Source organism: Dactylosporangium sp. NPDC049742, assembly GCF_040674675.1.
Taxonomy (GTDB): Bacteria; Actinomycetota; Actinomycetes; order Mycobacteriales; family Micromonosporaceae; genus Dactylosporangium; species Dactylosporangium maewongense.
The window spans coordinates 1-21918 of record NZ_JBFANF010000022.1 but is presented as its reverse complement, the minus strand read 5'-3'; the positions used below and the strand labels follow the sequence as shown (position 1 = coordinate 21918).

Below are 21918 nucleotides of genomic sequence, written 5' to 3'. Positions count from 1 at the left end.
CGGTCGTTTACGCTGCTCACGTACGGGATGCAAACCGTCCCGTATGATCGACTTTTGGAACGGAAGGTGCCCGTGGACAATATGGACTGGGCGCTGCTGCGCGAGTTGCAGGACGACGCCAGGCTGTCCTACTCGGAGCTGTCCCGCCGGGTCCATCTGTCACCGCCGGCCGTCGCCGAGCGAGTGCGCCGGCTGGAGACCGCCGGGGTGATCACCGGCTACCACGCACACGTCGACCTGACCAAGGCCGGCCGGCACGTGGTCGCCCTGATCAGGATGTCGTGCTACGGCGCGCGCTGCGTGCTGCGCGATCCCAGCGTGCTCGAGTGGCCGGAGGTACTGGAGATCCACCGCGTGACCGGCGACGCCTGCTCGATCCTGAAGGTCGTGACGGCCTCGATGGAGGATTTCGAGTCGACGATCGATCGTTTGGCCCCGTACGGCCAGCCCTCGAGCACGATGGTGCTCTCGACCCTGCTGCACTGGCGCCCGCTGTCGCCCTGACGCTCACGCTTGCCGCTACGTGGCGCGCCGCTTGATTGCGGGCGCACACCTCAACGGTCTGGTCAGGGCAACGCTCAATGCAACTTTCCTGCGCGCTCAGGCGGCTGGGCTGCTGGCGGCCGACGTCTTCCACATCGACACCATCGCGTTCGTCGTGGAGATCACGGCCCGGCGGGTGCACATCCTCGGCGTCACCGCCCACCCGACCGCTGCCTGGACCACCCAGCAGGCCCGCAACCTGGTGATAGACCTCGGCGAGCGTGTGACACGGTTCCGGTTTCTGATCCGCGACCGCGACGCGAAGTACACCGCGGCCTTCGACGCCGTGTTCGCCGCCGAAGGCATCGACGTGGTGAAGACTCCGCCGCGCACACCCCGGCGAACGCGTTGGCGGAACGCTTCGTGCGCAGCGTCCGGGCTGAGTGCACCGATCGGGTATTGATCTACAACGAACAGCATGCCCGTGGTCGTTCACCTTGCTCAGGCCGGGGTTGACCCGCTGCCCCTCACGGAAACAGCAACGCCGCTGGTGAGCGGGCCATGATGACGGCTCGCTCACCAGCGGCGTTGACTACCTCGGCTTAGTTCGGGCTGGTGACCGTGAAGGGCAGCTCAACCCGGGTCGCCGAATCAGCGCCCGCCAGCGTGATGCTGGTCGAACTCGGTACTGCCGCCCCCGGAACGCTGATGACCGCGCCGGAGATGACGCCGTCGCCGTTCGCGTGGACGGTCATGGCGAAGAGGCCGTCACCGAAGGTGACCGTGACTGCCTCGTTCCGGGCGAACCCGGAACCGTTGACCGTGATCGCCGTACCGCGCGGGCCTTCGGTGTCCGACAGGGTTACCTGGGGCTGGTACGCCGGCTGGACCGGCTGCCCGGTCACCTCGACGGTCGCCGTCGCCGGGGCCTGCGAGGATGCGCCCTCGGCGGTGACCGCGTACAGGCCGGGTTCCGCGTCACGCGGTGCTGCGATCGACGTGTGGACCGCGCCCGCCGCGGATGCCTTGACCGTCACGTTGCCCGCGCCGCCGAGCTCGATGCTCACCTGTTCGCCGGCGGCGAACCCGGTGCCGTTGACGGTGACCGTTTCCCCGGCGCCGACGGACGGCGATGCCGAGATCGCCGGCTGCGCGCCGGCGCCCGCCACCGTCACGGTGAACGTCACGGTGCTGCTCGACAACGTGTCCCACACGGTGACGTGCACCGTGTACGTGCCGTTCTGCGCGTACAGGTGCTGTGCGCTGATCGCACCGGACGCGTTGACCGTGGCGTCCTGCGGAACCGTGCCGTCACCCCACTGGACGCTGGCATGGTAGCCGGTCGAGTCGGTGACGCCACCGGTCACCGAACCGAGCGCGGCGTTGAGCGCCTGCCCGGCGGTGGCCGTCTGGTCCTTCGGGGCCGTGGTCGTCAGCGCCGCGGCTGGCGTGCCGTCGTTGGCGATGGCGAACACGTGGATCCGGCCCGCCGAGCCGGGGTCGCCCGTCTGCGCCGGCAGGGTCACCGAGACAAGCGTCTTGCCGGCCGGGATCTGGTACGGCGCGGTGGCGAACAGGAACGGCTGGGCGCCGTCCCGGCTCGTGCCGAGCAGTCGGTACGCGGTCTTGGCGACGACGATGTTGCCGTAGGACGGCGTGCCGTTGGGGTTGCCGCCCAGCGTCCAGTCGCTCATCTGGATCGGGATGCTGGCGGTGGTGCCGTCGCTGAACGTCGCCGTGCCGGTCGTGCTCTGGTTGCCCTGCGTACCGGCGCCGATGAACGAGATGCTCTTGGCGTCGGACGGCAGGTTGAGCACGATCGTGTTGGCGTTGCCGGTCGCGTTGTCCAGCTGCCCGGCAGGGACCGCGGGCAGCGTGAAGTTCAGCGCCGTGCCGGGAACCCCGTTCCGCTGGCCCTGGGTGACGCCCGCCGCCGCGAGTGCGGCCCGGTCGTACGCCCAGTTCTTGGCGTCGCAGTTGGCGGCTCGGACGCCCTCGTCGCCGATGCAGACGGTGTCGAACGCGGCGGTGAGGCTGGACTTCGGCGTGTAGGCCACGTCGACGCCGACCGTTGCCGTGCCCTGGCTGGTGCCGTCGGTCACCGTGACGGAGGCCTGGTAGTAGCCGGGCTTGGCGTAGGTGTGCGAACCGCTGACGTTGTACACGGCCCGCGAGCTCAGCGTCGTGGTGCCGGTGGTGGCCGGCGTGCCGTCACCCCAGTTGATCGTGGCCTGGTACCCGCTCCCGGTGCCCCCGGTGACGGAGGCCAGCGGCACGGACACCGCGGCTTCGGACAGCGCGTGCACGGTGCCCACGGTGGTGACCGTGATGGCGCCGCCACCGAGCTGCACGTCGCCGCCGGCCAGCAGCTCGATCTCGGCGAGGTTCGCCTGCGCGGCGCCGGTGGTCTTCGTCACGACCAGGCGGAACTGCGTGAACTGCCCCGGGTTGCTGATCCGGAACGGCCGGGTCTGGTTGCGCCACGGGAACGTCTGGCCACTGCGGGAGTCCACGGTGGTCCAGGTGATCCCGTCGGTGGAGCCCTGCAGCTGCCAGTCCGCCGGGTCGCCCGCCTTCGCACCCGAGGTGAGGGTGTAGTACGTCGGCGTCTGGCCTCCGCCGCGGTACGCCCAGTTGATCTGCGGCGTGTCCGAGGCGAACGTCATCTGCGTGGTCGACGAGTCGTCGAACAGCTTCGACGCGTCCTGCCCGCCGGTCGCGGTCGCGGTGCCGAGACCGGGGCCGGTGGTGTCCTGCAGCGGCTTGGGCGTCGCGTTGCCGTTGGTCAGCGACGGCGGTGCTTCGTTGTTGCTGGTGCCCCACGACGACGGGTTCGGCCCCATCTGGAAGTCGATGGTGCCGCCGTTGGCGAGCACGGACGAGTCGATGGAGGTGACCTTCTGCTTCTTGCCGTTGACGTTCACGCTCTGCACGTAGACGTTCTTCGTGCTGTTGTTCGCCGCGTTGACGACGATGTCGCCGCTCTTGCGGTGGACGGTCATCTGGCTGAACTGCGGCGAGCCGATGGCCCAGTTGGACGAGCCGGCCTGCAGCGGGTACAAGCCCAGCGAGCTGAGGACGTACCACGACGACATCTCGCCGTTGTCCTCGTCACCCAGGTAGCCCTGGCCGATCTCGCTGCCGACGTAGAGGCGCTGCAGGAGCTCCCGCACGATCGCCTGCGTCTTCTGCGGCGCGCCGACGAAGTCGTACATGTACGGGATGTGGTGCGACGGCTGGTTGCTCATGCCGAGCTGGCCCATGCGTACCGCACGCGCCTCCAGCATCTCGTGGATCGTGCCGCCGTACCCACCGGGGCGGTCGGCCTTCTCCGGCGTGGCGAAGAACTCGTCGAGCTTCTGCTCCAGCGCCTTCCGCCCGCCGTAAAGGTTGGCCAGCCCCTGGCCGTCCTGCTGCGCGGTGAACGCGAAGTTCCAGCCGTTGGTCTCGGTGTAGACGCCACCCCAGTCCAGCGGGTTGCCGTCGAGGAACTTGCCGGAGGCGTCGCGCCCCTGGAAGAACTTCGTGTTCGGGTCGAACAGGTTGACGTAGTTGCGGGCCCGCTGCAGGAAGTACTGCGACTCCTCCTTGAGCCGGTCGCGCTCCTGCTTCGGCGTGGCCGGGTCCTTGGCCAGGGCGGCGGCCATGTTGCCGATGCCGTAGTCGTTGATGAACCCTTCCAGCGCCCACGACACCGACTCGCCGGTGGAGGTCGGCGTGTAGCCGAGGAACAGCGAGGTCTCGATGCCCTTGCGGCCGACGCCGCTGCGCCCGGACGCGACCGTCGCGTCCTTGACCGCCGCGTTGTACGCGCCCATCGGGTCGGGCAGCGCCACGCCGTTGAGGTACGTCTGGGCGAGGGCGACGTCCGCGCTGGTGCCGGTCATCAGGTCGGCGTAGCCGGGCGACGACCAGCGGGCGATCCACCCGCCGTCGCGGTACTGCTGGACGAACCCGTCGGCGATCTTGGCCGCGATGTCCGGGTACAGCAGCGCGTACGCGGGCCAGACGGTGCGGTAGGTGTCCCAGAACCCGTTGTTGACGTAGATCTGCCCGTCGACGATCTTCGCGCCGGTCGTGGTGGCGGTCGACGTGCCGGTCGCCGCCGAGACCGGGCTCGCGTACTGCCAGTGCGGCGCGTCCGCGGTGCCGGTGTTCTCCGACTGCGAGTTCGGGTACAGGTTCAGGCGGTACAGGTTCGAGTAGAGCGAGACCAGCTGCGTCTCGGTCGCGCCGCGGACCTCGATCCGGCCGAGCCGGTCCGTCCAGGCCGCGGTCGCGGCGGCGTGGATCTCGTCGAAGCTTCGGCCGGTGACCTCCATGTCGAGGTTCTTGCGGGCCTGATCGACGGAGATGAACGACGTCGCGATGCGCAGCGTCACCTGCTGGTTCGCCGAGGTGTCGAACGTGGCGGACGTGGCCGCGCGCGCCGTCGGCGCCCGGTCGAACGTCCCGGACACGAACATCCGGCTGCGACCGACCGACAGGCCGCTGCCGTTGTCGACCCAGCCGGTGAAGGTGCCGTCCGTGCCGATGGTGAACGTGCCGTTGTAGAAGACGAGGCTTCCGGTGGTCTGCCCCGAGGGGAAGGTGAACTGCATGATGCCGCCGTGGTCGGTAGGCGACATCTGCGCGATCAGGCCGTTGGTCGTCTTGACCCGGTAGTAGTCCGGCCGCGCGGTCTCGTCGTTGTGGCTGAAGGCGAGTGCCCGGCTGCTCGGCGTCCCGGTGAGGGATCCGCCGGCCGACACCGGCATGACCGACATCTGGTTGCGGTCGCCCATCCATGGGCTGGGCTCGTGCGAGATCGCGAGTCCCTGCAGCGTGGGCAGGTTGGCCGAGTTGTTGGCCGACTGGTACTCGTACTCCCACGAGTTGGAGGTGGCGTTGGTGACCGGCGTGAAGAAGTTGAAGCCGTTCGGCACCGCCGAGATCGGCAGGTTGTTGCCGCGCGAGAACGAGCCCGACGCGTTGGTCCCCCGCCGGGTGTCGACGTAGTTGGTCAGGCTGGAGCCGTCGATCGGCGCTGGCGTGCCCGCCACGGTGACGTCGTCGATCCAGCCCTGGAACCGGGTTGCGGCGGTGGCCTGGGGATCGTCGTAGGCGAGCAGGATGCGGTCGATCGTCCTGCCGCTGGCGACCGCCCCGATGTCGGACTGCACCGCGTTCCACTGGTTGGCGTAGAGCACCTTCGAAGCGCCCTGCCCGGCGGCGGTGAGTGCGTACCCGTGCTGGTCGATCGCCGAGAGCCCGCTGAGGTAGCTGCCGTCGGTGAAGTGCAGGTCGACGGTGGCGTAGGTGGACGGGTACTGGGCGTCCTGCGCGGTGTACTCGGGAAAGATCTTGTAGGACAGCCGGGTCTTCGGTCCGACCGGGATGTTCACGTCGAAGAGCTTGTTGGTCGCGTACGAGCGGCCGTCGGCCTCGGCGCCGCCGGCGTACCGCAGCGACGCCAGCCCGGTGAACCCGGCGCTCGGCTTCATGTTGTAGCCGCTGGCCGGGCCGGTGCCCACGACGCTGACCATCGGGGTGGCCGGCGGCCGGACGTTGGAGCCGTCGCTGATGTCCCAGTCGGCGAGCTGGACCAGCGAGTCACCGGAGTTGGCGGTGATGTTCAGCCGGTAGTAGCCGTAGGGGGTCGTGTTGGTGAAGCTGTAGGTGTTGGTGGCGAACCGCCCGCTGAAGGACTGGCCCGTGCGTCGGTCGAGGTCGAACCACTGGTTGCCGTCGTTCGACCCCTGCACCGTGAAGTCCTTGGGGTCGCGGCCCGCCGCGTCGTTTGCGGAGGTCAGCGAGTACTTCACGACCGTCGCGGGCTGGGAGAGCCGGTAGGCGACCCAGCCGGTCGGGTTGAAGGCCAGCCACTTGGTCGACGGATTGCCGTCGGCGAGCTTCACCGCGGTTTCGTTTGGCGGGTTCTCGGCACTTGCGGTCACCGCGCTGACCTGGCTGAGCAGGCTGCCGGGCAGTCCGGTGGGGCTCGATCCGCTCAGATTTTCCTGGACCGGTTTGCCGCTTGCGTTGAGCTCGACGGAGCTCGCCGCGGGTCGTGGGTCGTTCGACTCGAATGAGGAGCTGAAATTGCCGGGCGGTGCAGCGGCACTTGCCGTGGTTGCGGCGACGAGCAGCCCAACCGGCAGAAGCAGTGCGGCGGCTCCAGCTAGCCGCCGGCGAGACAAGACGAAAGCGACGGGGTCGCCGTCGGGCACCTTCATGCGGGACTCCAGGGGTGATCGCGGGCGCATGGGGCACGCCCGGAATCGCCAGCCTTTCGCCGTATGACAACGTTGTCAAGATACATCCGTGTAACCATCTCGAAATGGCAATGGCTGCCGCAGCCCATCGCCATGACATCGGGGCACAACGGCCGGGCGGAAGCGGCAAATTGGACAGAATGCCCCAACTACCTTGGCAACGTTTGTCAAGGGCTACCGGTGCGCCGGTATCGTCTGTCGCGTCACGAGCGACCTGGGCCGCACGAGGCGGCCCCGATGGCGGACGTGGCCGCCCGGGCCGGAGTGAGCCTGAAGACCCGCGTCGTGGCGGAACTGCTCGACCAACCGGACCCGCCGACGGCCTTCTTCAGCCTGAACAACCGGATCACCCTCGGCGTGATCGAGGAACTCCACCGGATCGACGGAGACCAGTCCTGGCCGCGTACGGTGGCGCTCCCCACCGAGCTGGTGGCCCGCGGCATTTCGGCACGCTGATCATTCACGACTCAGCCCACCTCAGCGGCGACCGCGTCGAGTTGGCTGTTGAGCGCGGTGTAGGCGGAGTCAGTCAGCTTGCCTTCTCTGTACAGGCCGGCCAGCTTGTCCCGTAGCGCCTTGAGTTTCTTGGCCTCGTCGTCAGGTCTGGTGTTGGCTATGGACTTGGCCAGGTCATCGATCATGTGGTTCAGTGCCCCGGCGGCGTCCGCCTTGAGAAATCCGGCGTCGACCTGCTCCTGAATGATCTGGTGCATAGCGACGATCGGATCCATCGGCGGCGGTGGCGCGGATTCCGTCGGTGACGGCTGGGTCTGCGCACGGGCCGTGGTCGGCGCCGCACTCGTGAGGGCCACGCTCGGTGAGGTGTTGACCGCCGCCGGGGAGTCGGTTGCGAGCAGCCGCTGTACCCCGCGATGTGATCCTGACCGGTTCGTGAGCGGCATGGCGGCGATGAGTGCCGTCAGGGTGACCGCTGCCGCGGCCACTGCGGCGGCCACCCACAGCAGCCACCGCCTCGACCTTGGCGCCGGCGGCGGCGTTCGCTCCTCCGCAAACCTTCCGCTGCGCGGCGGTGCGGCCGCCAAGTCCGCCGCCGAAGAGACAGCGGATCGAGGGAGTGCCCCCGATGCGCCGTGCGCCGTCCGATCCGCTGCCGCGACCATGCGTTTCCGGACGGTGGTGGCATCCGGCGGGCGTTCGTCCGGTGTTTTGGCGAGCAGGTCGGCCACCAGAGCTTCCACGCTGGCCGGCACTTCAGGGCGACGAACCCGAAGCGGTTCCGGTGTCCTCGTAACGTGCTGTTGAACGACGCTCAACGCAGAGCCGGTCGAGAACGGTGGATGGCCGATGAGCATCGCGTACATGCTGCAGCCCAGACCGTACAGGTCGGTCCTGGCGTCGACCGGCTCGCCGTTGATCTGTTCGGGCGCCATGTACTTGGGACTGCCCATGGCGATGGCCGACCCGGTCAGGTCGGCGTATTCGGTGGCGTTGAGCATTCGGGCCACACCGAAGTCGCAGATCTTCACCACGCCGGTGGCGGTCACGATGAGATTGGTCGGCTTGATGTCGCGGTGAACGATCTTGGCCGCGTGTGCGGCTGTGAGCCCGTCGCAGATCTGCGAGGAGATCGCGAGGACGTCGGCGATCGACAGCGGGCCCTCGGCCAGCAGGTCCGCCACTGTCGGGCCGTCGACCAGTTCCATGACCAGGTACGGTTCGCCGTCCTGGGCGCCGAAGTCGTACACCGGGACGACGTTGGGGTGCGACAGCCGGGCCACCGCGCGCGCCTCGCGGCCGAAGCGTTCCATAGCCTTGGGTAGGCCCAGCCCCTCACCGGACAGCACCTTGACGGCGATCGGCCGGTCCAGTCGCAGGTCGTGGCCGCGCCAGACGGTGCCCATGCCTCCGCGGCCCAGCACCCATTCGATCCGGTAGCGGCCGCCGAGGAGCCGTTGCGCCACGACGACCGAGTCACCATACGGACTGTCGGCGCTGCTGCGGATCATCGCTGCCCGCGGATGACGAAGCCGCGGCGCATCGGTCGGTCGCCCGTGCGACATCCACCCTCCCGAGCTTCGGCTACTGGGGGTTCTCCAAGTCGTTACAAGGGGTCAGCGTGCCGACCCGAGCGGTTTCCTGTTGCCGCCGAACATAACTTCGAGTTACGGCCGAGCACCATCACCTGCTATGGGCGAGTGGGAGGGTGAATTTGCATTTCACCCCACGCAACGGTCCCGGCTCAAACCGCCCATTCGGGGAAGTCGGGATGGTCGGACCAGACCGATGCGTCGTTGCGGAGCTCCCGGCACGGCGCGGGCTCTTCACAGGTTCGGCACCAGTTCGGCTCGCGCGGCTCGTCGTCCTGAACCGGAACCTCGATCGTCTTGCCGTCATCGCGCCGGTACACCTCTACGTGTCTGCCGTACTCGGTTTGACCGCTGGCATAGCCCGGCTTGTGCCGCTCGAGCCGCCGCCGCTTGGCCTCCACCTCGCGGATCACCCGGGCGGGATCATGCCGGGCGATATGGATGTGCTGGTTACGAAGGCCCGGCACGACCGCGACCAGCTCACCGACCTCGTTGTACGCCTGTGAAAGGTCCGTGAAACCGGTGCGGTCGAACGCTCGGATCTCTCGCCAGCCGCCGGGCTGGTCCGGTTTGACGCGCCACTCCTGCGCTGCATAGCCGCCCGCCGAGATGATGCTGACGATCGACTCGTCCTCGGCGAGCCGTGCCTCGATAAACGCCACCAGGTCGTTGGTCATACCCTCGATTCTCCTCGGGCGGCGCCGTCTGCGATGGCGTTCTGGTCAGGCGGGTCCAGCCGAGCAGTTTTGCTGCCCACTGAACTGGTTTCACACGGCCAACTGCCGGCTCGACGGCCGAGCACGGATGGATCGCGCTGAATGGGTCCGTTGCATTGAGCGTTGCCCTGGTCAAGAAGGCTTGCGCGGTGAAGCACTCAAACCGCTGGCGTCCAGTCCGGCCACTGCGGGCTACAGACCGACCGGACCGCGCAGACGATCATCGCTGGACACGCGTTCATGCAGAACCTGCGCCGCGGACACTACGACCTGCAAGCGATCGAGAAGGCGCCTCCGAATTCCGCGACGAGCGCGACGGGCAGCCGTACGCGCAGCCGCGCGGCGTCACGTTCAGCGCGACGCAGTGGGTCAGTGACCCGCCGGACGTTCCGGTGAAGCCGCTCACGCTGGGGCTTGGCGCGGACTGGATGACCGAGAAGTGAAGCGGGGCATCGTGTTGGCCGTGCCGGCGCTACTGCTGGCCGCGGCCTGCGGCTCGGCGACGCCCTGGCTGACTGCCCTACCGAGCCGGTCGAGGTGGGCACCGCCGACCTGGTGGGCGTGTGGGCTGGCTACGAGAGCTCAGCCCGCTACGAACTGCGCGCCAACGGCACCTTCGCGGCGACCGGCGTGCCGGCCGGCCAGTTGGGCACCATCTACGAGCGCACCGGCCGGGTGGGCCCGTTCCACGGCCACGGCCACTGGAAGCTCGGCACCATGTCGCAGTCCTCGCCGCAGACCTCACGGGAGGCCGTGCTCAACTTCGACGAACTGCTCGACGCCGACAACTCGCCGGTCGAGCAGCGCGGCAACGTCCAGCTCAATGCCTCGCCGCCGACAGACGCCCCCGACCACGTCCTGATCCTGACGACCGGCGGCGACTGGTTTCAGCGGCTGCCCTGAAGGGCGCGCAGGGTCGAGGCACGCCGTCTACCACACCAGCTGGCGGACCCGCGACGAGGCCGACAACGCGATCTTCGAGTACGAACTGTGACGATCTTCAACTGGTCGCTGCGCAGCACTCGCGGCATAGAAGGACGTTCTGCGTGTCGATGCGGACTCCGCAAGATCACTCGCAACTTCAGCGCCTCGGGAACACCAAAGGCTGCGTGGATCAAGGCCGGACTGGTCGGCTTTGAATCTGTAGAGGTACTGGCAACCATTTGTGCGCACCGGCCTGTTGACGGGCTGAAGGAGGTTGCGAGTGGACGATTTTGAGGAGTTTGTCCGCGCCGCGTGGCCGGGGCTGCTGCGCTCAGCGTGGCTGCTCACTGGTGACTGGCACCGGGCCGAGGATCTGGTGCAGACCGTGCTGGCCCGCGTTTACGGCCGGTGGAAGCGGGTCCGCGACGATGCTCCGCAGGCTTACCTGCGCCGCATGATGGTCACCACCTATCTGAACTGGTGGCGCCGTAGGTGGCGGGGCGAGGTGGCCTTCGATGTTCTGCCTGAGCACCCGTCAGGCGACCTGTACAGCGGCTCGGACCTGCGCATCGCGCTGGCAGAGATGCTGGCCAGTCTGCCCCGGCAGCAGCGGGCCGTGCTGATGCTGCGTTTTCACGCCGACCTGACCGAGGCTCAGACGGCGCAGGCGATGGGCATCAGCGTGGGGACGGTGAAGTCCTACACGGCCCGTGCCCTGGACAGGCTAAGGGCGAGTCCCGAACTCGTTTCGCTCGTCACCCCGACATCCGAGGAGGCATCGCCGTGAACGAAACTCACCTGGCAGAGCTGCTGCGCGCGGGCCTGCCGGTGCCGCCGCGCGCTGCGATGGACCCGCCGATGAAAGCCATCCGCCATCGCGCACGCCGGCGGCGCGGCGTGGCGGTCTGCACCGCAGCTGTGGTGACGCTGGCGGTGACCGCCATGACCGCGCAGCTGGTGCGGTCCGCGCCGCAGTCCATACCGCCGGCCCAGCAGCTCACGCCGACCTTCCAGGAGCGCAGCCAGCAGGTGATCGCCGCCTGGCAGGCCTCGGGCGCCGACGCCGCGTGGCGCACCGGGCTGGTGGCGCTGCCGTCGCAGGAACTGACCCGGGTTCCAACGGCCAGCGCATCGATCTATGTGGACGGTGATCAGTCAGATCTGGCCCAGAAAGCGAAAGCCGCGCTCAGCGATGGGCACTACCGTCTAGCTGGGACACTGCCCAGCATCCAGCCGGGGCAATACGAGATCGACTTTCCTGACGGCGGCAAGCTCACCGTGCCTGTCGTGTCAGCGGCGCAGGCCTACGCGGCGGTAGACCGCGGCGATGGCCCCTGCGCCAACCGCGGCTGCACGCTCACCATCACCGACGCGGTCCTGGGCACGGCGGTGCTGCGCACCTCGCGTGGTCAGATCGACGTACCGGCATGGCAATTCACCGTCACTGAGCTGACCGTGCCCGTGATCCGGATCGCGGTGGCGCCGTCTGCCATCACGATGTTGCCCGCCCCCAGCCTGCCACCCGCGGAAGGCATGACCGCAGTGGACTCAGTGACCCTCACCGGCCAGGATCTGACCCTGCACTATCTCGCCGGATGCAACGTCACCGAAACCGGCGCTATCCACGAGACGGGCGCCGAGGTCGTGGTCGCGGTGATCGCCACGCCGAAGCCGCCGGGCGACAACGGTGTGTGCCTGGCCATCGGGCGCCCGGCAACAATCACCGTGCACCTGGACGCGCCGCTGGGGAACCGGGTTCTGCTCGACGCGGCACTCAGCGGGCCGGTGCCCGTCCAAACCGGACCCTGACAGCGCCCACGTGACGCTGCTACGGGTCTGCCCATGAATGACCGCGACAAGGACATCGAAATACTCGCCCTGCGCCACCAACTGCTGCCCCTGCACCGTCAGGTCGGCACGCCGACGGGATCAGTTCATCGAGGACTGCCGGGTACACCGGCGCCGCGTCAGTGACGACCTCGGTGGGGCGCACCTTCAACGCGGTCAACGCCCGGCGGAAGAACCGGCACGCTGCCACAGCGTCGCGACGGGCGGACACGAGCACGTCGTACCGCAGATACAAGCGGACAGCGACGCCTCGGACCGATGAGCGCCCGCGGGAGCCGCACGCCACGGGCGCACCCGCGGTGTGCCCTCCCGGCGGGGCCAGGGAGGCGTGGAGTGCCCTGGCCCCGCCGGTCGAGAAGGCACGCGGATTCCCTGCTCGCCAGGTGCTGTCAGGTGATCCGAACGCCGCTGCTGACTCGGACGTCGTCTGCGTTGTCCTACAGCTAGCCGAGGATGATGTAGCCGCCGGTGCCGAGCTTGTATCCGCCCTTACCCGCGCAGTAAGCGTAAGACCACGTGTAACTACTGCTCGAGATCGAAACGGTGCTGCCGTACGCCCATTGCCCGTTCTTGCACTGCGCCGAGGCTTGCATCTTGTAGCCTGCGGGGTATCCCTTACAGCCCTCACCGTACGTGTTGCTGTCGTGCCACCCCCCGTAGCACGAGCCGGCAGCCAGGTTCACGGTGGGGGTGGCCGCCTGGGCTGGGCTCACGGGTGCCGCGAGCACCGCAACGGCACCCCCAGCAATGGCCAGTGCTGCGATTGTCCTGCGCACGTGACTTCTCCTGTCGTGGTCCATCGGAAAGGAATACTTCTGGACTGCGACAGCCACGTTGTCACGCTGACTTTGTTGGGTTCTGCCATGAACCTTGAATCCCCTGGTCAGAGCTGTGCGGCGCCTTGCTGATATCAGGGCTGGAATCGTCCCCCACACCCGCCTTGCGGTCGCCGAGTCACGCTTGTCTCGCAACCCGTTCGGACCGGCCACCAGGCGGAGCTGGCCTTCCTGTCAGCGTGCAGCACGGCCGAGACCAACCCGACGTTCATCGACGAGCCGCTACACCTGGCTTCGGCGTTCCAACTGGCGGGCTTCGGAGGCGTCATTGGCACGATGTGGCGGGAATGGAAACCGCGGTCGCATCGACGATCGATAAGCGGTGAGCTCTCCGGTAGTGCCCCCTCATGCGGCCGAACGGCATGCGTCGAGGAGCTTGCTGACGACGCTCGCGGCGTGGCGAGGACGGTGTTGGGCTTCGTAGAGCGCCAGCGCCTCCCGCCAGGCGTCCACGGCCTCGGCGTTGCGGCCGAGGGCACAGTACACGTCGCCGAGGTGGGCCAGGGTGTCCGCCTCCTCGTAGGTGTCGCCCAGTTCGCGACGCAGTTTCAGGGCGTCCAGGTAGTGCTGCAGCGCGGCCACGGGCCGGCCGCTGTGGTGTGCGACGTAGCCGAGACTGTCGGAGGTGTAGGCCTCGCCCTCGCGGAAACCAAGCTCGCGGCAGAGGGCGAGGGCTCGGTGACAGTAGCGGGCGGCCTCCTCGTACTCCTGGATGAGGGCGTGATACCAGCCGACCGCGTTGTGCGCCTCGGCCTCCCGGGCGGGGTTGCCGAGGGTGGACCGGATGCGCAGGTTCGCTGCCGCGTGGGCGAGGGCCTGCCGATGGTCGCCGACGTGTTCCCATGCGAGCGCGAGGTTCAGCTGGGTCTGGGCCTGGCCGTCGGCATCGCCGACCTCCTCGTACCCGGTCATTGCCCGCCGGAGGTGGTGCAGGGCACGGTGGTGCTGGCCGAGCGGGACGTAGGCGCGGCCCAGCAGCCGATGGTTGAGGGCGAGAGCTGCCAGGTCCGGGAGCGCCCCGGTGGCGGCGATCGCGGCCTCGAGCATGGCGACGCGCTCGTGAAGGTATCCCCGCCGCCAGTGGAAGGTGTCGAGTGCCCACGCCAGCCGCCACACCTCGGCGTGCTGGCCACGCTCGACGGCCTCCCGGTGCCGGGCCAGCAGGCACTGGTGCTCGGCCTCGAACCAGGCCATCGCCGCGGCGGCATCGGTGGGCGCACCGGACGTCCGTACCCGCGCCGCGCCCGTCGCGATGGGCGTGCGCTGCGGCGACAGCAGCCGGTCGGCGGCGAGGGCGGTGCCGGTGTAGAACGCCGCCAGCCGCTGCCGCGTGAGGTCCACGACGGCGGCGGGCTGATCGTGTGCGCAGCGCTCCGCGGCGTACAGGTGCACGAGGTCATGCATCCGGTAGCGGCCCGGCGCGTGCTCCTGCAGCAGGTACGCGGCCGCCAGCCTGCGCAGCGCGACTCTGGTCCGAGCGGCGGACTGACCGGTCAGCTCGGCAGCGGCGGACAGGCCGATGTCCGGTCCGGCCGCATCCCCGAGCAGCCGGAACATCTGCGCCAGATCGGGCTCCAGCGCCTGGTACGAGGAGGAGAACACCGCCCGCAGGTTCGCGTTGAGGTCGTCGGCGTCCAGGGCGTCGAGCCGCCCCGACCGGTCGCCGAGCTCCTCGGCCAGCGCCGCCAGCGGCAGGCCGGACTGGATGCGCGCCCGGGCCGCCACGATGCTCGTGGCCAGTGGCAGCCCCGCGCAGTGCGCCACGAGCGCTGCGGTGGCCTCGGGTTCGCGCGCCGCCCGGCGCCGGCCGAGGTGATGCACGAGCAGTTCCCGCCCCTCGGAGCTCAGCAACGCGTCCAGGGCCAGCGGCTGGGCGCCGAACGCGGTGACCAGCCCCGCCAGCTGCCGGCGCCCGGTGATCAAGACCATGCAGGACGGACTGCCGGGCAGTAGCGGCTCGACCTGGGCGGTGCTGCGTGCGTTGTCGAGCAGGATCAGCATCCGCCGGGCCGCTACGAGGCTGCGGTACAACGCCGTCCGGCCCGGCAGATCCGCTGGGATCTCGGCCGGCGCGACCCCCAGCGCCTCGAGGAAGCCTTGCAGGGCGACTGACGCGGGCACCGGGTCCCCGGCTGGGTCGAAGCCGCGGAGGTCGACGTAGAGCTGCCCGGCGGGGAAGCGGTCGACGTTGCGGTGTGCCCAGTGCAGCGCGAGCCAGGTCTTGCCGATCCCGCCGGTACCGCCGATGGCCGCGACCCCCATCACGTCACCCGTTCCGGCGACGCGGTCGAGCTCGGCCATCTCCCGGGCCCGGCCGATGAAGACGGCGGGCGGCGCCGGCAGCTGGCGCGGGGTCTCTACCAGGAGCCGGGCCTGCGGCACCGGTGCACTCGCCGCGTCGAGGGCCGGGTCGCCGGCGATCATCCGCTCGTGCAGGTGCTGCAGGGCGACGCCCGGATCGCTGCCCAGCTCCTCGTTCAGCCTCTGCCGGGTCAGCCGGTAGTGAGCCAGCGCGTCGGCGGCGCGGCCGCTGCGGAACAGCGCGAGCATGAACTGGCCGGCCGCACGCTCGTCCAGCGGGTGCGCCTCGGTGCGGGTGAGTAGCTCGGCCAGCAGCTCACCGTGTTGTGCCAGCCGGAGCCGGATGTCGCAGCGGTCCAGTTCGGCGGCGAGCCGCTCCTGGTCGGCCGCGTCGCGCTGCAGGTTGAAGTACGGGGTGTCGAGGTCGGCGAAGGCATTGCCGCGCCACAGGCCAAGCGCCTGGCCGAGCATGCCCGAAGCCATGTTGTCGTCGGGCGTCGAACGGGCCTGTGCGCACAGGTGCCGGAACCGGTGCAGGTCCACCGCCAGCCGGTCAATCGCGAGCAGGTAACCGCCGGACCGCCGGTGGAGCAGCGACTCACCGGACTGAACGGTCAGGGTGCGACGCAGGCGGGACAGATAGCTGTGCAGGGTGGACTGCGCCCGCTGCGGAGAACTGGCGCCCCACACCCGCTCGATGAGCTGGTCAGCCCGCACGACCTCGCCGGCGTCGACGAGCAGCGCTGCCAGCACCCCGCGCTGCCGGGCATGTCCCACGTCGATCGCCGTTCCGCCGGTATGAACCTCGATGCTGCTGCCGAGCAACCGGAACTCCAACGTCGCCTCGACCGTCCTTCGCTTCGTAGCGCGTATCAATGTCTTCGCTCGCGGCGGCGCACCAGATCCGGTCGCATACCCGGACGGACGCGAACATCGATGCGAGCTGGCTTCGTTTCCAGCTGTGCGCGGGACGTCCTCCTCGGCCTGGCGGTCACGTCCACGTTCGTTCGGCTGGGACGTTCAGGCTGTGGCTCGCTCAGATCGACGGCCGGCGGACGAAGCTGGCGCCTGTCGCGCAGGAGTGAGGAACGCCAATGCCGAGTTCTCCTCTGACCGGGAGGTTCAAGGTTTCCACAATGATCTTACAACGCCAGCAGGACAGCGTTGTTATCGCAGCCCACGACGCTGCGGCCAGGATCCAGAGGTCAACCGACGGGGGTGGAAATGTGACCAGGCCACGAGGGTTCATAGTGGCGTCTGACCGCATGTCCGGAACTCTGGGACGAGAAGAGCGCGGTCAATCATTGGCCGTGTGAGGTTCCGAAATCTCGTCGGCTGGGGTGCCATTCTCCGACGAGCTGGGCCGCCGCGCCGGCTGGTGGCTCGGCGCCGGCGTCGGCCTGACCAACCCGCCGCTCCAGGACGCGACGTTCGACCTGGTCCGCGCCTGCGTCGCGGCCACCGATACGTCGCCCCGCCCGTCCGCGCCGGTCTCCCCGTCGCCCAGCGCGTCCGGCGGCCCGTCGCTGCCCGTCACCGGCACCAACATCTGGCTGCTCACCGGTGGCGGCGCTGCCCTGATCGCGGTCGGCGCAGTGCTGTTCATGGCGTACCGCCGCCGGCAGAGCGTCAAGTTCGTCGCGTAACACGATCAGCCTGGGCCGTCGTGCGGGTTCACCCCTGCCCGACGGCCCTTTCGTGTCCCACGCCCGGATCGTGAGCCACTCCCCCGGCCTGGCGCCATGTTCGACACTGCGCCTGCCGAAAGCCTCGTCCGTGCAGCTCAAGCACCGTGACCTGATGCCGCAGAGCCAGAATCTCCACGTCCTTGTCCCAGTCCCGGCCCGGCAGCAGCCGCAGCGCGGCAAACGCGCTCGTGACAGCCAGACAAGCCAGACGCAGCAACACGAGGAATGATGAGGATGCCGGCCTGAGGGCCGTAGCTGGGCGTCAACGCTACTGTTCCGCCCGGTGAGCGCTTCACGGTCGGACGCTGTCAGCGAGGCGGCTGGTCGCGGGGCGACGCCGTTCCCTCAGGATGGCGACCGAGCGTACCGCCGATGTGCGGGCCTGGCTCCGGTTTCGTCCAGCGTCTCTCCCCTGATCGGTAGATCCGCCGCTATTTCCAGTGTCCCTGGGCTGGGCTGCAGCTTCGACTTCCGGGCAGGTCGGCAGAAGACCTGCTGCATGTCATCCTGCTGCTGGTAGTCGATCGCTGATGGCGCGCTTGTGGAGGCGTGGGCCGTGTTTGCGGTCCTTGACATGGGCGTGGGCCATGAGGGCGAACAGGATCGTGAGCAGGACCACGGAGGAGCCGAGCGTGCCCAGGTTCAGGCCTCCTTTGGTGCCGGGTTTGGTGAGGAAGTCGCCGGCGGTGGCGCCCAGTGGCCGGGTCAGTACGAACGCGGCCCAGAACAGGGCGAGATTCGGTACAACGGGAACGTGTTTGAGGGCGAGCAGGGCGACGAGGGCGCCGGTGACGAGCAGGGCGGCGCCGCTGTAGCCGAGGCCGGAGCTGTCGGACAGGAAGTCGCCCATGGAGGTGCCCAGGGTGTTGGACGCCAGGATCGCGGCCCAGAACAGTGTTTCGCCGCGGAAGGTGTCGATGTCACGGATGGCGAACGTCAGCCTGGCGTGTCGCCACGCTACGAAGATGGCGATCAGCAGGGCGACGAGGATCGCCGCGCCGATCGGGTAGCCCAGTCCCAGTCCCTGCGGCCCCCAGCCGAGCGTGTTGGCTCCGGTGGGGAGGTATTTCGTGGTCGCGTTGCGGTTCATGAAGTCCGACATGGTCGTGCCGGCCATGCTGGTGGACAGGATGACAGTCCAGTAGCAGAAGGGGTTGTACCTGCGGGAGCGTAACTGCACCAGCAGCGTGATCACGAAGATGCCGAACAGCGCGATCGTGGTCAGGAAGTAGCCCAGTTTGAGGGTCTGGGCGAACAAGTCCCCGGCGGTCTCACCGAGGGTGGTGGCGGCGATCTTCATGATCCAGAAAGCGAGGGTGACCTCAGGCAGCTTCTTCATGACGTACCGGCCGCCGCGGGCGAGGGTCGCTTCGGTGATGTTCTCGGCTTGCTTCACGAGAGCTCCTTGCGCCGGTCGGGTCGCCGAGCGAGGAGACAGCGGGCAAATTTGGGCAAACCTACGCCAAGCCGGATAAGAATTGGCTGAATGGCGGATGCTGCCAGCCCACTCCGGAGTCGCGGCTCAGGTCTTGCCGGATCAAGCAGATCCCGCAACGCTGGGATGCAGTCACCGTGACCCGCGCATGTATCAGCGGGCGCCCGCCGCATCTTTGGTCCCGAATCCCACGTCTTCCTGTCCACATCACCGTTGGTGTGAGGCTGGCCGGGCCGCATTAGGATCGGGGCGTGGGCGGCCTGTCGGTGCTGCTGGTGGAGGACGACGCCGATATCGGCCAGGAACTGGCGCAGGCGTTGCAGGCGAACGGCTATCAGGTGTCGCCGTCCTCGACGGGCGCGGAGGCTGTGGACGCGGTGCAGGCGCGGCCACCCGATCTGATCTTGCTTGATCTCGGTCTGCCGGATGTCGACGGCGTGCTGGTGTGCCGACGGCTGCGTGCGCACGCCGTGGGTACGGTCATCGTCGTGCTGACCGCCCGGACCGCGGAGTTGGATGTTGTGGTCGCGCTGGACGCGGGCGCCGACGACTACCTGACCAAGCCGTTCCGGCTGACCGAGCTGCTGGCGCGGCTGCGTGCCCATCTGCGTCGTCAGGCCTCAGCGATGGGCACGGCGCCCATTGTGGTTGGTCGGCTGTATCTGGATGTGGCGGCGCGCCGGGCGAGCGTCGGCGGCCGGGATTTGGTGCTGCGGCCGAAGGAGTTCGACCTGCTGGTCGTGCTCGCCGCACGGGCGGGCGAGGTGGTGACACGCGAGGATCTGATGGCGCAGGTGTGGGACGAGAACTGGTTCGGCCCGACCAAGACCCTCGACGTACACGTCAGCGTGCTGCGGCGCAAGCTGGCCGAGCTGGGCGAGGATCCGGCGCGGATCACGACGGTGCGGGGGCGGGGCTATCGGTATGAGACGGGTGCGACAGGGGTAGCAGGAGGCTGAAGACGGGGTGTGGTGCCGCCTGTCGGATGACCAGCCGTCCGCCTTCGGCTTCGGCCAGGCTGCGGGCCAGCGGCAGTCCGATGCCGTGTTCCGTGCTGTCCGCACGGCGGGTGAACGCCGCCGCACCTTCGCCCTCGCCAGCGCCCTCGGCGCCCGAGCACCCCAGCTGGCGAAGCTCGTCTGGGCCGAGGTGACCGTCGTCGGGGTATGCGGCCTCACCCTCGGCGCATTGCTCGCCACAGCGCTGTCCCGGATGCTCGTCGCGATGCTGACCGGGGTCTTCGACCCGCCTCCCGATCGATTCACCGTGCCATGGCCGTACCTGCTTTTCGGGCTGCTGCTGAGCGTCGTCTGCCTTGCCGTGGCCGGCGCGGCGACCATCGCTGCCAGCCGGCGCCCGGCGATCACCGTGCTGCGTGACCTGTGACCGCCAGCACACCCGCCCCAGTCGCGACCAGATGATCGCGGCCGTCAGGAGTAGCGATGGGACGTTGGCCGGCCCGCCTTGCGGCGCTGCTGCTTTCGGCGCTGCTCACCCTGTCCGCCGCCCAGCCGTCGGCATCGACCGGGGTCGGCGGCCCGGGTGGCTGCCCGAGCATGGCCCGGCCGCCGGTTCCGGGCGCGCGCATCCTGTCCATGACCGTGCTCGGCCACCGGGTCGGGGTCCCCGCCCTCGGGCGACGACACATGATCACCGGCCTTCCAGCGTTCTGCGAGGTAACCGTCCTGCTCACCCACGGGCAGGCCGGCGACCGGGTACGGACGCGCCTGTGGCTGCCGCTCACGAGCTGGAACGGGCGCTTCCAGGCGGTCGGCGGCGGCGGGTTCACCGCCTCCGGATCCGAGCGCGCGCTGGCCCGGGCGATCCACCGCGGCTACGCCGCAGGCTCGACCGACGCCGGCGTCCGGACCGCCCGATCCGGGCGACCCAGCTGGGCACTGCACCGCGACCGCACCCTCAACGAGGCGCTGCTGGACAACTTCGCATACCGCTCCGTCCACGAGCTGAGCGTGATCGGCAAACAGCTGATGGCCGGCTTCTACGGCCGCCCTCCCGCATACTCGTACTGGAACGGCTGTTCGACCGGTGGCCGGCAGGGCCTGATGGAGGCCCAGCGCTACCCCACCGACTTCGACGGCATCCTCGCCGCAGCACCCGCCATCAACTGGGACCGGCTCTCCGTCGCCCAGTTCTGGCCACAGGTCGCCATGAACGAGTCGCACGTCTACCCCACCACATGCGAGTTCGACGCCTTCAACCGCGCCGCGGTCACCGCCTGCGGCGACGCTGGCGCCATCAGCCGGCCCGAACAGTGCGGCTTCGACCCGAACACGCTCGTCGGCAGGGTCGTCGTCTGCCACGGCCGGCGGGTGCGCATCAGCCGTGCCGCCGCCGACGTCGTCCGCAAGATCTGGGACGGTCCCCACAGCAGATCCGGCACCCGGCTCTGGTACGGCCTGCCGCGCGGCGCGCCGTTCAACCCGCTGGCCGCCACGGCGAAGCCGCTCTTCGGATCACGGCACGGCGCACCGTTCCCCGTCACGGACAACTGGATCAGGTACTTCGTCCAGCGCCAACCCGGCTTCGACACCTCCTCGATCGACCGCACCGGATTCGAGCGGCTGTTCCAGCGGTCCCGGGCCCGATACAACACCGTCATTGGCACCGACGACCCCGACCTGTCCGCGTTCCGCGCCGCCGGCGGCAAAATGATCACCTGGCACGGCCTGGCCGACCCGATCGTGCTGCCGCAGGGCACCACCGACTACCGCCGCCGCGTCGAGGCGCGCACAGGCACGGAGGCCACCGACGCGTTCTTCCGGGTCTTCCTCGCCCCGGGAGTGGGACATTGCTCGGGTGGCCGCGGGCCCGTTCCGACCGACCCGCTGGCCGCCCTGGTCGGCTGGGTCGAACACGGCCACGCGCCCGACACCCTGCCCGCCGTCACAACCGACAGCCGGGGCCGGAACATCGTCACCAATCTCTGCCGGTACCCGCAGATCACCCAGATCACCCACGCCCGCAACGCCGCCCCCGGCGACACCGGCTGCCACTGAACCGTCCCGGCACCGCGCCACCCTACGACCGGACACATCGGCGCCCTTCCACGATCGCCTGGCTGCCGCCGAAGCGCGGCACGTTCCGCCGGCCCCGGCCACGGCGCGACCGCACGGATCGAGCTGGCCCTCGCCCGGCACCTCGCCGCCCCGGAGGTGCCCGCGTTCCGTGTCGATGCGGTCCTGCGGGACACCGGCCTGGCCGACGCCGCCGACCGGTGGGTCGGCGGATATGCGCGGTGTGAGTTCCGGGCGAGGCACCGCGACGCACTCGACCCGGGCACTCTTTGGGAGGCCCGGGTCAGGGTGGTTCATGTGGATGGGTGTCAGGCGTTGACGAGCTCCCTGTCGGTGGTCTCAGGGACGGC

The 21918-nt window shown here is 69.1% G+C and carries 16 protein-coding genes and 1 pseudogene; 10 read left to right on the top strand and 7 right to left on the bottom strand.

Going from position 1 to position 21918, the window contains the following annotated elements; genetic code table 11:
- Positions 1-72: 72 nt before the first annotated feature.
- Together AB0J72_RS25635 and AB0J72_RS25630 are read left to right on the top strand one after the other, a co-directional pair.
- Positions 73-504, top strand: a complete 432-nt coding sequence (locus AB0J72_RS25635) for an Lrp/AsnC family transcriptional regulator (protein WP_363403044.1) — start codon at positions 73-75, stop codon at positions 502-504.
- A gap of 19 nt (positions 505-523) precedes the next feature.
- Positions 524-946, top strand: coding sequence for a hypothetical protein (locus AB0J72_RS25630; RefSeq protein ID WP_363402785.1), 423 nt, complete (start codon positions 524-526; stop codon positions 944-946).
- Between the two features lie 139 nt (positions 947-1085).
- Here the strand turns inward: AB0J72_RS25630 and AB0J72_RS25625 are convergent, their stop codons facing one another.
- Positions 1086-6419 carry a GH92 family glycosyl hydrolase gene (locus AB0J72_RS25625; RefSeq protein WP_363402783.1) on the bottom strand — a complete coding sequence of 1778 codons (5334 nt, stop codon included), beginning with the start codon at positions 6417-6419 and terminating at the stop codon, positions 1086-1088.
- A gap of 555 nt (positions 6420-6974) precedes the next feature.
- On the opposite strand from AB0J72_RS25625, the gene AB0J72_RS25620 reads away from it, so the two are divergent.
- Entirely contained in the window at positions 6975-7193 is a 219-nt protein-coding gene (locus AB0J72_RS25620) for a hypothetical protein (RefSeq protein WP_363402781.1), read from the top strand.
- 11 nt (positions 7194-7204) lie between these two features.
- Here AB0J72_RS25620 and AB0J72_RS25615 read toward each other — a convergent pair whose 3' ends face one another.
- The gene (locus AB0J72_RS25615) at positions 7205-8758 is read right to left on the bottom strand and encodes a protein kinase (RefSeq protein WP_363402779.1); all 1554 of its coding nucleotides are present in this window, start codon (positions 8756-8758) and stop codon (positions 7205-7207) included.
- A gap of 179 nt (positions 8759-8937) precedes the next feature.
- Positions 8938-9462 carry a DUF6221 family protein gene (locus AB0J72_RS25610; protein ID WP_363402777.1) on the bottom strand — a complete coding sequence of 175 codons (525 nt, stop codon included), beginning with the start codon at positions 9460-9462 and terminating at the stop codon, positions 8938-8940.
- A 576-nt stretch (positions 9463-10038) separates the two neighbouring features.
- Here AB0J72_RS25610 and AB0J72_RS25605 point away from each other — a divergent pair.
- The 3 genes from AB0J72_RS25605 to AB0J72_RS25595 all read left to right on the top strand — a co-directional run bounded on the left by AB0J72_RS25605 (position 10039) and on the right by AB0J72_RS25595 (position 12234).
- Entirely contained in the window at positions 10039-10404 is a 366-nt protein-coding gene (locus AB0J72_RS25605) for a hypothetical protein (protein WP_363402775.1), read from the top strand.
- A 301-nt stretch (positions 10405-10705) separates the two neighbouring features.
- Positions 10706-11212 (top strand): SigE family RNA polymerase sigma factor, encoded by a 507-nt coding sequence (locus AB0J72_RS25600; RefSeq protein WP_363402773.1) that lies wholly within the window; start codon positions 10706-10708, stop codon positions 11210-11212.
- Positions 11209-12234, top strand: coding sequence for a hypothetical protein (locus AB0J72_RS25595; RefSeq protein WP_363402771.1), 1026 nt, complete (start codon positions 11209-11211; stop codon positions 12232-12234). Before AB0J72_RS25600 ends, AB0J72_RS25595 begins: the two co-directional genes overlap by 4 nt.
- 106 nt (positions 12235-12340) lie before the next feature.
- Here AB0J72_RS25595 and AB0J72_RS25590 read toward each other — a convergent pair.
- From AB0J72_RS25590 to AB0J72_RS25580, 3 genes and pseudogenes are all read right to left on the bottom strand, one after another.
- A pseudogene (locus AB0J72_RS25590) lies at positions 12341-12493 on the bottom strand (DDE-type integrase/transposase/recombinase); the annotation flags it as partial.
- Between the two features lie 223 nt (positions 12494-12716).
- Positions 12717-13106: a hypothetical protein gene (locus tag AB0J72_RS25585; protein WP_363402769.1), complete on the bottom strand. Its 390-nt coding sequence runs from the start codon at positions 13104-13106 to the stop codon at positions 12717-12719.
- 348 nt (positions 13107-13454) lie between these two features.
- Positions 13455-16247: a BTAD domain-containing putative transcriptional regulator gene (locus AB0J72_RS25580; protein WP_363402767.1), complete on the bottom strand. Its 2793-nt coding sequence runs from the start codon at positions 16245-16247 to the stop codon at positions 13455-13457.
- Positions 16248-16750: 503 nt separating this feature from the next.
- On the opposite strand from AB0J72_RS25580, the gene AB0J72_RS25575 reads away from it, so the two are divergent.
- Positions 16751-17056 carry an LPXTG cell wall anchor domain-containing protein gene (locus tag AB0J72_RS25575; RefSeq protein ID WP_363402765.1) on the top strand — a complete coding sequence of 102 codons (306 nt, stop codon included), beginning with the start codon at positions 16751-16753 and terminating at the stop codon, positions 17054-17056.
- A gap of 544 nt (positions 17057-17600) precedes the next feature.
- On the opposite strand, the gene AB0J72_RS25570 is transcribed toward AB0J72_RS25575, so the two are convergent.
- Positions 17601-18494 (bottom strand): hypothetical protein, encoded by an 894-nt coding sequence (locus AB0J72_RS25570; protein ID WP_363402763.1) that lies wholly within the window; start codon positions 18492-18494, stop codon positions 17601-17603.
- Positions 18495-18793: 299 nt separating this feature from the next.
- Here AB0J72_RS25570 and AB0J72_RS25565 point away from each other — a divergent pair, with 299 nt between their 5' ends.
- From AB0J72_RS25565 to AB0J72_RS25555, 3 genes are all read left to right on the top strand, one after another.
- Positions 18794-19492, top strand: a complete 699-nt coding sequence (locus tag AB0J72_RS25565; RefSeq protein ID WP_363403042.1) for a response regulator transcription factor — start codon at positions 18794-18796, stop codon at positions 19490-19492.
- 85 nt (positions 19493-19577) lie between these two features.
- The gene (locus AB0J72_RS25560) at positions 19578-19919 is read left to right on the top strand and encodes an FtsX-like permease family protein (protein ID WP_363402762.1); all 342 of its coding nucleotides are present in this window, start codon (positions 19578-19580) and stop codon (positions 19917-19919) included.
- 56 nt (positions 19920-19975) lie between these two features.
- Positions 19976-21550 carry a tannase/feruloyl esterase family alpha/beta hydrolase gene (locus AB0J72_RS25555; RefSeq protein ID WP_363402760.1) on the top strand — a complete coding sequence of 525 codons (1575 nt, stop codon included), beginning with the start codon at positions 19976-19978 and terminating at the stop codon, positions 21548-21550.
- Positions 21551-21918 lie beyond the last annotated feature (368 nt).